At 61.7% G+C, this 14,178-nt stretch carries 14 protein-coding genes and 1 pseudogene; 10 read left to right on the top strand and 5 right to left on the bottom strand.

Features of this window, described 5'->3' with window-relative positions:
* Positions 1-40 precede the first annotated feature (40 nt).
* The 3 genes from ACQUQO_RS06355 to ACQUQO_RS06345 all read left to right on the top strand — a co-directional run bounded on the left by ACQUQO_RS06355 (position 41) and on the right by ACQUQO_RS06345 (position 2,522).
* Positions 41-430, top strand: a complete 390-nt coding sequence (locus ACQUQO_RS06355) for a DUF5805 domain-containing protein (protein WP_435077132.1) — start codon at positions 41-43, stop codon at positions 428-430.
* Positions 420-1,460, top strand: coding sequence for a tyrosine-type recombinase/integrase (locus tag ACQUQO_RS06350; protein ID WP_435077130.1), 1,041 nt, complete (start codon positions 420-422; stop codon positions 1,458-1,460). Before ACQUQO_RS06355 ends, ACQUQO_RS06350 begins: the two co-directional genes overlap by 11 nt.
* Before the next feature lie 213 nt (positions 1,461-1,673).
* On the top strand, positions 1,674-2,522 hold the full coding sequence (locus tag ACQUQO_RS06345) for an acyl-CoA thioesterase (protein ID WP_435077129.1): 849 nt from the start codon (positions 1,674-1,676) through the stop codon (positions 2,520-2,522).
* A gap of 24 nt (positions 2,523-2,546) precedes the next feature.
* Here the strand turns inward: ACQUQO_RS06345 and ACQUQO_RS06340 are convergent, their stop codons facing one another.
* The 3 genes from ACQUQO_RS06340 to ACQUQO_RS06330 all read right to left on the bottom strand — a co-directional run bounded on the left by ACQUQO_RS06340 (position 2,547) and on the right by ACQUQO_RS06330 (position 5,632).
* Entirely contained in the window at positions 2,547-3,962 is a 1,416-nt protein-coding gene (locus ACQUQO_RS06340) for a zinc ribbon domain-containing protein (protein ID WP_435077128.1), read from the bottom strand.
* Positions 3,959-5,131, bottom strand: a complete 1,173-nt coding sequence (locus ACQUQO_RS06335) for a thiolase domain-containing protein (protein ID WP_435077127.1) — start codon at positions 5,129-5,131, stop codon at positions 3,959-3,961. Before ACQUQO_RS06335 ends, ACQUQO_RS06340 begins: the two co-directional genes overlap by 4 nt.
* Positions 5,132-5,230: 99 nt before the next feature.
* The gene (locus ACQUQO_RS06330; RefSeq protein ID WP_435077126.1) at positions 5,231-5,632 is read right to left on the bottom strand and encodes an acyl-CoA thioesterase; all 402 of its coding nucleotides are present in this window, start codon (positions 5,630-5,632) and stop codon (positions 5,231-5,233) included.
* A 330-nt stretch (positions 5,633-5,962) separates the two neighbouring features.
* Between ACQUQO_RS06330 and ACQUQO_RS06325 the strand changes: the two genes are divergently transcribed.
* Entirely contained in the window at positions 5,963-6,409 is a 447-nt protein-coding gene (locus ACQUQO_RS06325) for a MaoC family dehydratase (protein ID WP_435077125.1), read from the top strand.
* A gap of 121 nt (positions 6,410-6,530) precedes the next feature.
* The gene (locus tag ACQUQO_RS06320) at positions 6,531-8,123 is read left to right on the top strand and encodes a long-chain-fatty-acid--CoA ligase (protein ID WP_435077124.1); all 1,593 of its coding nucleotides are present in this window, start codon (positions 6,531-6,533) and stop codon (positions 8,121-8,123) included.
* Between the two features lie 41 nt (positions 8,124-8,164).
* Here the strand turns inward: ACQUQO_RS06320 and ACQUQO_RS06315 are convergent, their stop codons facing one another.
* A complete protein-coding gene (locus ACQUQO_RS06315) occupies positions 8,165-8,971 on the bottom strand; it encodes an enoyl-CoA hydratase/isomerase family protein (protein WP_435077123.1) in 807 nt (268 codons plus the stop codon).
* Positions 8,968-9,519: a gamma carbonic anhydrase family protein gene (locus tag ACQUQO_RS06310; protein WP_435077122.1), complete on the bottom strand. Its 552-nt coding sequence runs from the start codon at positions 9,517-9,519 to the stop codon at positions 8,968-8,970. The genes ACQUQO_RS06315 and ACQUQO_RS06310 overlap by 4 nt, the downstream gene beginning before the upstream one ends.
* A gap of 114 nt (positions 9,520-9,633) precedes the next feature.
* On the opposite strand from ACQUQO_RS06310, the gene ACQUQO_RS06305 reads away from it, so the two are divergent.
* From ACQUQO_RS06305 to ACQUQO_RS06285, 5 genes and pseudogenes are all read left to right on the top strand, one after another.
* Complete coding sequence (locus tag ACQUQO_RS06305; RefSeq protein WP_435077121.1) at positions 9,634-10,530, top strand: CoA transferase subunit A; 897 nt, start codon at positions 9,634-9,636, stop codon at positions 10,528-10,530.
* Entirely contained in the window at positions 10,520-11,308 is a 789-nt protein-coding gene (locus ACQUQO_RS06300) for a CoA-transferase subunit beta (protein ID WP_435077120.1), read from the top strand. Before ACQUQO_RS06305 ends, ACQUQO_RS06300 begins: the two co-directional genes overlap by 11 nt.
* A gap of 60 nt (positions 11,309-11,368) precedes the next feature.
* Entirely contained in the window at positions 11,369-13,036 is a 1,668-nt protein-coding gene (locus ACQUQO_RS06295) for an acyl-CoA synthetase (protein ID WP_435077119.1), read from the top strand.
* 236 nt (positions 13,037-13,272) lie between these two features.
* Positions 13,273-13,848 carry a hypothetical protein gene (locus tag ACQUQO_RS06290; RefSeq protein WP_435077118.1) on the top strand — a complete coding sequence of 192 codons (576 nt, stop codon included), beginning with the start codon at positions 13,273-13,275 and terminating at the stop codon, positions 13,846-13,848.
* 127 nt (positions 13,849-13,975) lie between these two features.
* A pseudogene (locus ACQUQO_RS06285) lies at positions 13,976-14,178 on the top strand (betaine-aldehyde dehydrogenase); the annotation flags it as partial.

Here is a 14,178-nt window from a genome sequence, read left to right as displayed (position 1 = left end):
AAGGAGAACGTTGATGGTGAGGGCGGTCGTTCGGCTGAGGATGGGCGAGAGCGATACCGAACGGAAAGTCGTCAAAACGTACGTTCCAGCACACCAAAAAGAGCGGTGGCGCGAACACGCCGACGAGCTGGAAATGAGCCAAAGCGAGTTCGTACGGCTGATGATACAGGCTGGCCGGCGCGATTTCGACCTCGGCGATGAAGCGGCGGAAGCCGATACTGAGGACGAAACCCCAAGGGTCGACGACCTCGAAGACCGTGTGTTCGACGTTCTCGACGACGACTACTGTTCGTGGGACGAACTCGTCGAAGCGCTCACCGACGATATCGAGGAGCGGCTCGAAAATACTCTTCAATGCCTCCAACGCGGGAACCGCATCCGCTACAGCGGTCGGCACGGAGGGTACACCATCCAGGAAGATGACCGCTGAGGCGACCGACGACGCGATTGCGTACTTCGTCGAGGACCTCGAGTACCACGGTCGCTCGGAGCGCACGCGCGAGGCCTACGAGCGTGTTCTCCGGAGATTCGAGACGTTCCTTGATGGGCCTCGATGCCCAAGCGAGCGCGCGCTCACGCCCGCCGAGGCGGGCCAGCGCGAGTGCATGGCGTGGGTTCACTCGCTTCGGGACGCACACAGCCAAAGTACGGTGGCGACCTACGCATCCTATCTGCATCGGTTCTATGCCTACATGATGCAGGTCGAGGCGTTCGAATCGAATCCAATGGCGCTCGTCGTCGAGGAGATGGACGAAACCATCGAGAAGGACCCGCAACGGCGAGAAGTTTCGCTAACTGCTATGCGCGAGTTCGTGGGACAGATCGTCCACCCACTCGACCGAGGGGTGGTCGTACTGCTGCTGAAAACGGGCATGCGCGTCGGCGAACTCTGTAACCTCGACCTGCGGGACCTCACACTCGATGCAGAGGACCTCGAAGCGGTGTATCCGCTCGGCACTCGCGGCCAGTTGAGCGGACGCGCAGATTCGTTGTATGTCGCAAGCGACGTGAATCGCGGTAGCGTGGTCAACGGCGAGAGACGCCACGCATCGAACAAACGACGGCGTCCGACGGTCGTTCCCGTCGATACAGAGCTTCGTCACGCGCTCTACCGGTGGCTTGCTGTTCGTCCGAACACCATTTCGGCTGCCGAGCCGCTATTTCTCAGCACGAGGGACGGCTGGGGTGAGCGTCTCACACCACCGATGGTGCGCTCGCTCGTCACGAAATACGCCCGCTCGATGGGATGGTACCACTCGGGTGGCGATGCGGCCGAAAACGTCACGCCGCACTACTTTCGGCACTTCTTCACGACACATCTCCGCGACCGCACCGGCGACCGCGGCGTCGTGAAGTATCTCCGTGGCGACGTCGCCGACGATATCATCGACACCTACACTCACAACTGGGGAGACCGTGTTCGTGAGCGCTATCTCGAACATATCTACGAGCTCTCGTGAAAGCGTGATTGTCATATGCCGAATCTATAAACTTTAATCCGCTATACTGAAATATCGGTCAGGGACTGATATCGCCGTTTCATCTCGGAATGACACGAAGGCCATGACCCTCCAAGAGATATATTTCAGAAATCGCTAGGCCGCGAATCGCGCGACTCGTTGATGACATCCCATTCACAATCATTATATCGGGCCAGTGAGGATGCAGTTCGTATGCGCACACTCGATACACGTGCTGTCCGCTTCGGCGAGCTCGCCGGCCCACTCGTTCAGGGGTCTGTATTCTTTGATTGGCAGCTACTCTCGACGCAGGAATTCGCTTCGGCTATCGACTATTCGTTCGAACAGTTACTTGTTGCCGATGAAATCCCCTACGCACCTGTCTCTGTCCAGACACGCATCGACCGATATCCCGGTGTCGGCGACCGTATCGCTGTCGAGACGACCCCACTTCAGGTCGGCGAGCATCGTATGGTTCTCCGCTACGAGTTTCTCGACGGCACGGGCGAATCATACGGCGATAGTCGCATTACCCATGTCACCATTAGCCCTGATGGAACTGCAAAGCCACTTCCGGAGGCTGTACGGACGCGGGCGAGCGAAGACGCCACTACTGATACCGAGGGTCTCGGGTTCGAGTTCGGTGCTGAACAGCCGGGCAACGCCGACCCAACGTACAGCGATTCGTTCGAGATTCGTCGGCCGCTCATCGAGGGGTCGGCGCTGGCCTACTTCGAGGAGTATCCTCGGTTTGCCACCATCGCGCTGGAGCGATATCTCGACGGACAGGGCGTCTCGCTCCCTGCAATCGACGACAATCGACACCCCTTCCGACTCCGGCGATGGGAGTGGAGTTTCAATGCGCCCGTCTCCTACGGGACGGTCCTCACTGTGAACGCGGAGGTCGTCGATATTTCGAAAGAGAGGGTTCTCGTCGCGCACACGTTCGAACAGGAGGGACGAGCATTGATCGAAGGGGTAACGGAGTACGGCTGTTTCGATGCGGACGGCGAACCAGTCGCGTTCGCGGAGTGCATCCGTGAGGCACTGTCCGCGGACTGAGCGCCACATTCAGCCGAACGACCGCTACTCGGGCGTGAACTTCAGTCCGTAGCGCGTGACGCCCTCGATTTCGTAGATACGACGGAAGGTCGCGGTCACGGCGTCGCCCACGGCTGGTTTCTGTGGGTCGCAGTCGGTGAGTTGGGCTGGCAGACGCACCGATTCACCCTCTACGACGATTTCGACGATTGCGACGGCGAAGGGTCCATCCCGGTGCTGTTGGGAAACGAACTCCGGCGGCGCACCGCCCTGCCCGATGACGGTTTTGGCGACGATTTCACCCGTCGACGGGAGTTCGAAACGCTGGAATTCGACGCGCTTGCGACAGTTCCCACACGCTCCTTCAGGGGGGAAGGAAACCGCGTCACAGTCGGGACATTTCCCTGCAATGAGGTGATAGCGCTGGGGAAGGGTCCGCTGCCACGAGGGGAGGCTCACGTGTGCGCCACCGCCCGCGACCGCCGGCTCGCCGAGCGTTCCGCGCTCGCGGAGTGCGTCCGGATACGAAACGAGTTCGCCATCGTCGAGCGCGGCGGCGACGCCCGTTTCGATTTCCCGCCGCGACTCGAAGGATAGCGCAACGGCGGTCGAACCGCTTCCGAAAAAACCTGCGATGGTGGTGTCGCCGGACTCGCAGGCATCCAACGCGGCGAGCAGGCCGATGGCCGGCGTCGCCGCTCCCGCGTCACCGATATCGTCCACGACGCTTCCGCGCTCGATGACCTCGCCGTCGAGCGGGAGCGCGCGGGCGATACGATGTGGAATGTCCGGCGTGGGCTGATGCAACACGGCGGCGTTTGCGGCGCTCGCGTCTCCATCGAGCGCCTCGATTGCACCGGACACGAGGGCGCGGGTGGTGTCGCGTTCGTAGGTCGTGATGTCGAGTTCGGCCACGTTGTCGCTGCCGCGCTCGCGGAACCTGAGTCCCGGCGCGTCCCGCGAGCGCGTCGTGGCGTCGTCGAGAACGATTGCACCATCGGTGTCGAACAGGAACGCCGCCGCGCCCGCGCCGAGACGACGACCGATTTCGTCCGGATCGCTCTGGGGAGTATCGGCGACGACAGCGAGGGCCGGACCATCGGTCTCGGCGGCCGCGAGGAGCACGTCAGCGCCGGCGACGGTGCTCTGCGTCGCTGAGAGGAGTCGGGGGTCGTCCAGACCGAGGGCATCGGCGGCACGCGGCGCGAGCGCTTCCTCCTCAAGCGGTGGCGTCGTCGTGCCGATGGCGAGGTGGCGCACAGTCGAGGGGTCCACGGCGGCGTCTTCGAGCGCGTCACGTGCGGCCGCGACCGTCATCGTGATGGCGTCCTCGTCGGCGACCGGAACGGCTACTCGCGAGACTGGCGGCGACGTGTCCCACGCGCTTTCGATTTCCTCGCTGTCGAGACGCTGGCGGGGGACGTACACGCCGGTCGAGACGATGCCGCGGTCGGCGCTCATGTCGCTCCCCCCTCGCGCTCGAAGACGTGAACCGCCACGCCACCGCCGGAGCCGCCGACGTTGTGAGTGAGACCGACGCGAGCGTCATCCACCTGGACGTGTGCCTCGCCACGGAGTTGGTCGAACATCTCGACGACCTGTCCCGTTCCCGTCGCTCCGATGGGATGGCCCTTCGATTTCAGCCCTCCGGAGGTGTTCACCGGGAGCCGTCCTTCGGGGTCGGTAGCACCCTCGCGGAGCAAGCGGGCGGCCTCGCCACGGTCACAGAACCCGAGGTCCTCGTAGGCGAGCAGTTCCGCGATGGCGAAGCAGTCGTGGACCTCCGCGATATCGAGGTCCGCGGGACCGACGCCGGCCTCCTCGTAGGCCCGCTCGGCCGCAGTTCGAGTGGCCGGGATACTGGTGAGCGAGTCGCGCTGGAACAGTCCGACCTGCCCGCTCGCCGCACCCGCGCCCGCGACACGAATCGGCGCGTCGGATAGCTCGCGGGCGACCCTCTCGTTGGCGACCAGCACCGCGCTCGCGCCGTCGGTCGTCGGACAGCAGTGATAGAGATTTAGGGGGGCGGCTACGTCGGGTGCGTTCACCGCCTCGTCGAGCGTACACTCGAAGCCGAGCTGTGCGTGGGGGTTCTTCGCTCCATTGCCGTGGTTCTTCACCGCGACCCGGGAGAGGTCCTCGACGGTGGCGTCGAATTCCTGTAGGTACGCACTCGCCATCTGGGCATAGACGCCCGCAAATGTGGTGCCCGAGAGCCGTTCCCACTCGGTCTCGCCGGAGACGCCGAGCCACCACTTCGTGTGGTCGCCGCTCATGTCGGTCATCACCTCGTAGCCGCCCGCCAGCGCCACGTCGGCCATGCCGGCGCGCACAGCCATGGCGGCGTTTCTGAGCGCGTATCCCGAGGCGGCACAGGCGTTCTCGACGCGCGTCGTCGCCACCCCGTGGAGTCCGAGGTGTTCGGTGACGGCGGGACCGCTTAGGCCGAGTTGGCGGCCGCCGACGCCGAGCGTCCCCAAAAACGCCTCGTCGATTTTTTCGGTGTCGAAGTCGGCGTCGATACTGTCTACCGCCTCGTCGAACGCGGCATCGAACAGCGACCGATAGGACTCCCCCGGAAAGGAGCCGAAATCGGACTGTCCAGCCCCGATGATATATGCATCGGTCATACCTCGTGATAGCGATGGGAGCTAGTAAAGGTGGGGATTCCGGTCGATCTCTCGCCCACTTCAGGTTGGTCGGCCACAGCGACCGGCTGGAGACATCGCTCAGCCGTCCCCACCCCGCTCCATCGCCGTGCGGAGGTCCTCGGGGAGTTCGATAGCACTATCGCCGCCGACAGGCACGCAGACGCGCTGTTCGAACCCGGAGAACGCTTTCACCCCATCGCATTCGCCGACGTAATCGAAGCGAACGCTCTGACGACCGACCTCGGTCGTCAGGGTGATACGAACAACATCGCCCGCTCGCAGCGGTTGAGAAAACGAGAGGTCGATTTCGGCGATGGGAAGTCCGATACCGTGGTCCTGTGACAGCTCCCAGAGAGGGAATCCGATGTCCTGCATGAACACGTCTGCGGTCTCGTGGACAGTGTTCACGATATCCGGATAGAAGGCGATACCGAACGGATCAGTATCCGAAAACCGAACTGTCCACTCGTGTTCGAACATTTCAGTTCCCAAACCCCAGGTGGACAGTGGCTGCGATGGACACCGGGTCGAACAGCTCGTCGTGTGTCATACCGACACTACGCAGAAGGTGTTGTAATCACTTTCGGCGGCAGGTTCTTCCCTCGCGGATGGTGCCGTGAATCACCAGTCCCTGAACGCGATAGTGGAGTACCCACCAACTACGAGTCGATTGGTTATATGCAAACACATTTGCCTGGATGCCGTAATTCTCATGCTGTTTCACTCGGCTCGGCAAGGACTTTCGTGCCGTTCGTCTTCCATGTAGGAACTACAGGTTTTTGGTATTGCCGCCGAGCCTCACTACACAGTATGGCGAAACTCCACTACGAAGACATCGAGGTAGGCGAGGTCCGGGACCTCGGAAGCTATCGCGCACCAGAGGACGAACTCATGGCATTCGCAGAGCGATACGACCCCCAGCCCATCCACGTCAGCGAGGCGGCGGCACGCGAGTCGATTCACGATGGTATCATCGCCAGTGGCTGGTACACCGCCAGCGTCTGTATGCGACTGCTGGTGGATGGATTCCTGAACGACGCGGCGAGCATGGGGTCGTTCGGACTCGACGAACTCCGGTGGCGAGCGCCGGTCCGTCCGGGCGATACGATAACCGTTCGCAACGAGATCACCGACAAGCGCGAATCGGAGAGTCGGGACGACCGCGGATACGTCGAGAACGAACTGACCGCTCACAACCAAAACGGCGAGGAGGTCGTCTTCTGGCGTGCGACGAACATCTTCGGGAAGCGACCGTGATTCTCCGCTCACCGAAAGATTAAATTGAGCGGTAAACAGTGGTATGTGTAGTCGTATCAGAAGGCAGGTCGCATGGGTCGTTTCAATCCAGTGTACGACCCTGACAAACCAAAATCCACTCATGCATCGACCCCTACTCACGACCGATTATCTGGACAGAGCAGTCGAACTGTACGGCGACGACACCGGCGTCGTTGCTGACGATGGCACCGAATATACCTATGCGGAACTCGGTGAGCGAATCAATCGCCTCTCGAACGCGCTCCACGAGTGGGGTATCGAGAAGGGCGACCGCGTGGCGCTGCTGTCGCCAAATTCTCATTACTTCATCGAGACGCTGTACGCGACGATGCAACTGGGCGCGCTGTTCGTGCCCCTGAATTTTCGGCTTCAGCCCGGCGAGTACGAGTACCTACTCACTGACTCGTCTCCGAGGGTACTCATCGCAGATTATGAGTACGCAGAGAAGGTTCAACCGCTCCGCGGTGAGACATCCGTCGAGCATTGGGTCGCATACGATACTGAGGATGTTGCGGATTGGTGGGACGACTACGAGACCGTTCTCGCGGAGTCCTCACCCGACCAACCCGACCGACCGGACCTCAGCGAAACCGACGACGCGACCATCCTCTACACCAGCGGGACGACCGGCGACCCGAAGGGCGTCGTCCACACCCACCGAATTCAGCACTACCACGCACTGCTCCACGCCCACCACATGGAGTTCGAAGACGACGATACCCTCCTCTGGACCTCTCCGATGTTCCACATCAACGGTTGGGGACATATCTATGGATTGACTGGAATTGGTGGGACACACGTCATCCAACGCCAGTTCGACCCGGAATCAGTGTTCGAGCGGGTCAGTGAATGCGACGTGTCCTTTCTCGGCGGCGCACCCACCGTGTTGAATATGCTGCTCGAATACTACGAGGACGCCGATGTACCGACATCGGGAGAAAAGCCCGTTCGCGTTGAGGTCGCCGCCAGTCCACCGCCGAAACAGACCATCAGGCGCGTCGAGGACGAGCTCGGCTGGCGAACCCTCCATGCCTATGGACTCACGGAAACGGGCCCGATTGTGACCACCAGCAATTCGAAACGCAAAATCGAACAGGGGGACAAATACGATATCGTCAACAAGCCCGGATTCGCCACGCTGAACACGGAAGTTCGAGTCGTGAACGAAGACGGCGAGGACGTTCCGCTCGACGACGAAACCAAAGGCGAGGTGGTCGCCCGCGGCAACCAGATGCTCGACCGCTACTGGAACAAACCCGAAGCAACCGAGAGAGCCTTCCACGACCGCGCCGACGGCTGGTTTCACACCGGCGACATCGCCACGATGGACGAAAACCACATGCTCACTGTCGTGGACAGGAAAAAGGACGTCATCATCAGCGGTGGCGAGAACATCTCTTCCATCGAAGTCCAAGACGTGATTTACGACCATCCTGCTGTACGAGTCGCGGCGGTCATCGCCGTTCCCGACGAGAGATGGGGCGAGACGCCGAAGGCGCTGGTGGTCACACACGAAGACTCAAATCTCACTGAAGAGGGACTCATCGAGTTCACGCGCGAGCATCTCGCGGGCTACAAGTGCCCGACAAGCGTGGAGTTCCGCGACGCCCTCCCGCAGACCGCCACGGGAAAGATTCAGAAGTACGAACTGCGCGAGGAGTACTGGGAGGACGCAGAGCGCAACGTCGGCTGACCCACCGCTCTAGATTTCCGTCACAGCTATCGTCAGTCATCTCACCACTCGGGGCGGCGGTTCTCGAAGAACGCTGACAGTCCTTCGTCGAACGCCGCCGAATCGCTGATGCGCTTGATGGCGTCACGCTCGTGTTCGAGATGCTCGGTCAATCCGGATTCGAGCGCGGTGTCGACGAGGGACTTCGTCCGTGCGTGGACGCCCGTCGGATACTGCGTGAAGCCGGCCACGTACTCACTCACTCGTTTACGAAAGTCGTCCGGTTCGCCATCGAAGACGACGTTCGTCAATCCGAGAGCACTCGCCTCCTCGGCGGAGAGCGCTTCTGGGTCGAAGAACAGTTCACGTGCACGGTACGGACCGACGGTCTGTGTGAGAAAATACGGCGATGCGTTGTCGGGCGTCAATCCGATGCGAGCATATGCAGTATCGAGGGTTGCATCCGCGTGCAGTGCGATGAGGTCACAGGAAAGCGCGAATCCGAAGCCACCGCCAGCGGCAGTCCCGTACACAGCCGCGACCACTGGCGCATCGAGCAGACGGAGCGCACGGATGAATCGATTTGATGCTGTAGCAATATTGTTGATGACGGCTGGACGCATCTCGGCCGGCGCATCGCGCACCATCCCGAGGTCGGCACCGACCGAGAACTGTCCTTCCCCGTACAGCACCACCGCATCTACTTCCCCATTGATAGTTTCGACTGCTTCGGTCATCGCATCGACCATCGATGGCGTGAACGAATTGCTCGGTCTGTCGTCCGACTCCATGACGAGCCACGCCACACGTGCGCTTTCGCTCGGCCACTCTACCCGAACGTGCTCGTGATACCGCTCGGCTGTACTCATTGGCTCTGTCCGCCGTGGTTAGCCGGCGCAGTTGGCGATGAATCACGCGCGGCCAGTCCGTCGTGGGATTTGTACTGCTCCATCATTCCGAGATACTCGTCACAGATCCATGAAATCAGCTCCCGGTGGTCGTCGGTGAGTGGCTGGGTTTCCGCCGGGACGCCGTAGGCGATGTGCCCGTCGGGAATCTCTTGTCCCTCCCGAACCAGCGCCCCCGCGGCGACGATGCAGTTCGAGCCGACGACTGCATCCCCGAGCACCGCACTCGATATCCCAATCAGGGTTTCGTCGCCGACGATTGCTTCGTCCACGACGACGCCGTGGCCGATACTCACGCGCGAGCCGATGTCGGCTCCGTGGAGCATCGTGAACTCTTGAACGTTCGTCTCGTCGCCGACGGTCGTCGGTTCGAAGTCACCACGGAGACAGCAGAACGGCCACACGCTCGTCCGCTCGCCGAGGGTCACGTCGCCGACCAGATAGGCCATCTCCGAGATGAACGCCGAGTCGGGAACCAGAGGGGTGTGCTCCCGGAACGTTCTAATCATGTGTCCACGGCATCCACCGGCATGAACATAGCTCTTCCGGCGGTGACGAAGGACAACAGGAACACGCGGTCCGGAGTAACACTTTATACAGTCACCCGTGTCGGAACCGACTGCATGCCACGTTCGAAGACCACGACGATGGCCGACGCAATCGGGCGCATCGAGTCCGGAGATTCGATTGCTGCGGGACTCGCGCTCGAACATGCGATTCCGTTCGCGGCCGGTCACGAACTCATCCGACAGGGAACCGACGACCTCACGCTCATCGGCCCCATCAGTGATCTCCTGTTCGACCAACTCGTCGGAGCCGGTCTCGCAGAGCGCGTCCGGGCGGCGTGGGTTGGCAACGTCAGCGCCGGAACGGGCTATCGGTTCCGCGAAGCCGTCGAAAACGACGAAATCGCAACGGAGAATCACTCGAATTTCTCCATCGCGCTCGCGTTACAAGCGGCAAAGATGGGCGTTCCGTATCTCCCGACGCGCTCGCTCCACGGCAGCGATATACTCGTCGAAAGTGACCTGTTCCGCGAGGCTGAGGACCCGTTTTCGGGCGACCAACTCGTGTTGGTGCCGGCCATCGAACCGGACTGGACCATCATCCACGTCCAGCGCGCGGACCCGTACGGCGACGCACACTTCTGGGGCAGTTCAGGTGTGATGGAGCCTGCCGTTGGAGCCGCCGAGAACGTCCTCGTCGTCGCCGAAGAGGTCGTCGAGCCAGAACTAATCAAAAGCGACCCCAGCAGAGTGTTCGCAACCCGCGAGCAGGTCGCCGCCGTCGTGGAGTGCCCCTACGGCGCACATCCCTCGCCGCTGGCCGGCCGTTACGACCGGGACAACGACTACTACCTCGACTATCACGAGTGGACGAAAACGCTGGACGACTACGACGACTGGGCCGAGCAGTGGGTTCACGGCGTCGCCGACCGTTCGGACTATCTCGAACTGCTCGATGGGATTCCGGAGATTACCGAGCCCACGGTCGCCGCGGAGGTGACCTATGGCCAGTGAGAACACCGAGCGGGAGTACACCGACCGCGAACTCATGGTGAGCGCCGCGGCCGCCGAAATCGAGGACGGCGACACGGCGTTCGTCGGGATGCGCCTGCCGCTCATCGCGTTCCAACTCGCGGTGAGCACGCACGCGCCGAACGCGATGGCGGTCTATGAGAGCGGCGTCGTCCGTGACGACCCCGCCGACGGCTTCCTCCACACGATGTGTGACCTGCCGAACCTCAACCGCGCCGTCTCGACGACTGGAATGATAGATATCATGAGCCGTCTCCAGCGCGGCGACGTTGACGTGGGATTCCTCGGCGGGGCCGAAATCGATAGGTATGGGAACCTCAACACGACGCGGATGAGCGCTGGCGACCGCGAGATTCGACTGCCGGGAAGCGGCGGTGCGTGCGATATCGCCTGTATGTCCGGACGGACGGTCATCTTGATGGCCCACGAACCCCGGCGGTTCGTCGAGTCGGTTCACTACAACACGAGTCCGGGACACGGCTCCGGTGGAGACTGGCGACAGGAGAACGAACTCCCCGGCGGCGGTCCGTCCGCGCTCGTCACCTCGAAGGCAACGTTCGGCTTCGACGGGGACGGCGAACTCTACCTTCGGACTGTGCATCCCGGCGTCGCGGTCGATGACATCCACGATGACTTCCCGTGGGATCTCCAGACCGCCGTCGATGTCGGCGGGGATGAGGTCGAACGAACGTCAGAGCCCTCGGGCAAGGAACTCGACCTCGTCCGAACGTTCGACCCCGAGGGCTTCTGGACGCACTGAGCCGGGATCGCGCGTTCGCCACCGAAAAACATATATCTATGAACTATGAGTACCCTGTGTATGCAAGAACATCTCCCACAGGAACGCCTACCCGGGGACGGTGAAACCCCGGAGTTCGTTCATTCGGTGCCGGAAGTCCACTATCTCCCGCAAGTGAACGTCGCCACGGAACTCGTGGACCGCCACGTCGCAGCGGGCCGCGGCGACAACGCCGCCATCCACTTTGGGGACGAGACGATACCCTACGCCGAACTCCAAGAACGGGTCAACCGTCTCGGCAACGCCTTGCTCGACCTCGGGGTCGGGCCGGGCGACCGCGTGCTCGTGCGCTTTTCGAATCGGCCCGAGGCAGTCGTTTCCTGTCTCGCGGTTCAGAAGATCGGTGCCGTCGCGCTACCATCGATGAAACTGCTCCGGGCGAAGGAACTCACCTACATCCTCAATGATGCGGAGGCGACCGTTGCCATCGTCTATGACGACCTCCTCGACGAGATCGAAAACGCGCTTCCCGACCTCGAAACGGTCGAAGAGGTGGTCGTCGTCGAGCGCACGGGCGTCGAACACGACCATCACAGCTACGACGAACTCGTGGAGGAAGCGAGTGACGAACTCGATGCGTACGAGACCGAGCGCGACGACCTCGCGTTGATGCTCTACACCTCCGGGACGACCGGTCAGCCGAAGGGAACGTTCCACACCCACCGGCAGCTGCTTGCGACGGCGGACACGTATGCTCGTTACTGCCTCGAACCCACGGAGAAGGACGTCTTCGGCGGGAATCCGCCGCTACCGTTCGCGTACGGGTACGGCGCGCTCGTCACGTTCCCGCTGCGCTTCGGTGCGAGCGTGAGCCTCGTCGAGGACGCGACACCGGAGACGTTGCTGGAGGCCATCGACAAGCATGGCATCACCGTCTTCTCGTCGATTCCAACGGCGTACAACCAGATCCTCTCGAAGCATCCGGACGGACCCGAGAAGTACGACGTCTCCTCGCTTCGTGTCGGGGCGAGCGCGGGCGAGCCGCTCACGCCGACGACCTACGAGCGCTTCGAGGAGGAGTACGACATGAAGATTCTGGACGGTATCGGCACGACGGAGATGCTCCACATCTTCGTCAGCCATCGTCACGACGAGGAGGTCGCACCGGATGCGACGGGATTTGCCGTGCCGGGCTACGAGTGTAAAGTCATCGACCCCGATACCGGCGAGGAACTTCCTCGGGGGGAGGCCGGCCTGCTCGCGGTCCGCGGGCCGACCGGCATGACCTACTGGAACCGCCCCGACAAACAGGACGAGGTCGTGGCCGACGGCTGGAGCCTGCCCGGAGACATCTTCGTCCACCGCGAGGACGGGAGATTCGAGTACAAGTCCCGCCGTGACGACCTCATCATTTCGAGCGGGTACAACATCCCCGGGCCGGAGGTCGAGGCAGTACTCGAAGAACACGAGTCCGTGGGGGAGGTCGCCGTCGTCGGGTCGCCGGACGAGGACCGAGGAACAATCGTCAAGGCGTTCGTCGTCCCGAGCGAGGGCGCTGACACGGGCGCAGAGCTGGTTGACGAGCTACAGGACCACGTGAAGAACACGCTTGCGCCGTACAAGTACCCGCGCGAAATCGAGTTCGTCGATGAGTTGCCGCGGACCGAAACCGGCAAGATTCAGCGCATCAAGCTCCGCGAGCGCGAACAGGAAGCGGCCGAGCAGGCCGAGCAATCCGCGGGCGACTGAGCGGACGAATACGAATCCGGTAACTGCTGGACGTACGAACTGTCTCTTCGCTGTATCCGGCAGGACTAGCTTTTCGACTTCAACTGCGGTTCTCAAGCTGAGTCAGCAAGGAGGCTATACAACGAATCGGGGGCTTCACAACAGCACCATCGACCGACGGGCGATAGTCACCCGTTCTTCGTTCACCAATAGGTTTAATAGTGCCCGATATGTGGGGTGGTGTGGGTACACAAGCCATGTCACGAGACGATTCAGTCAACCCTGGTATCTTCCCCTTACTACTGTTCGGGTACTCACTCGCCGTGTTGGGGGTCGAGCTTCTCGTTACGCCCGCCGCAGCAGGCGCGCTGGCGTTCGCCATTTTCGTCGCAGCGGTCGGTGAGACCGTTGGAGGACTCTGGGAACTCGCACGAGGAGAGACATACATCGGAACCATCGTTACCACGTTCGGCATCTGGTTACTCGGGCTGTTCTTGCTCGAAACCCTGGGTAGCGTGTTGGGATTGGTTACACCGCCGACGCTGGCAACGTACTTCTTGGTTCTTCTCATTCCCATCGCCCTGCTCGCCATTCCAGCCTTCAAAAACGGAATGGGATGGCCAATCCGAGGTGCGTTCGTCGCGCTGTTCTTGCTCGTCGTCTTTGCGGGTTTGAACTTCGTGCTCGCAAACGGTATCTTCGGTCTGGTTGCCGGCGTGTTCGCGTGGGTGTCGGCGCTGTTCGTCTGGCTACTCGCGGTCGAGGACATTCTGGAAATCGGGACCCCACCCGAACCGAGCGACACTCAGATGGAAGTGTCCGAGACTTCGTAGTACTGTTTTCCGGCTCGACGAACGGTTTCTTGCCTAGCACAACAATGCGTTTCGAGGCGTACTGTGGCTGGCTACGATGTTGGTGTCACGATTGCTTTTTACCTCGTGGTCTCAAACGAGGGTGTGTATGTCAACCGAACCAGCGGTGACCGACGAGAGCCGCGACGAGATCAGAGAGCGCCACCGCGAGGCGCGCGAGGAACTGCTTGCCGACGAACCGGACAAACTCTACATCGGCGGCGAGTGGGTCGAAAGTGCCTCGGGCGAGACCTTCGAGACGCGCGACCCCACGACGGGTGAGGTGCTCGCCGAAGCACAGGCAGGAAACAG

The sequence above is a fragment of the Halococcus sp. AFM35 genome (genome assembly GCF_051195015.1).
Classification (GTDB): Archaea; Halobacteriota; Halobacteria; order Halobacteriales; family Halococcaceae; genus Halococcus.
Note: the sequence above shows the minus strand (reverse complement) of the source record. Positions and strands in the feature narration are given on the sequence as shown.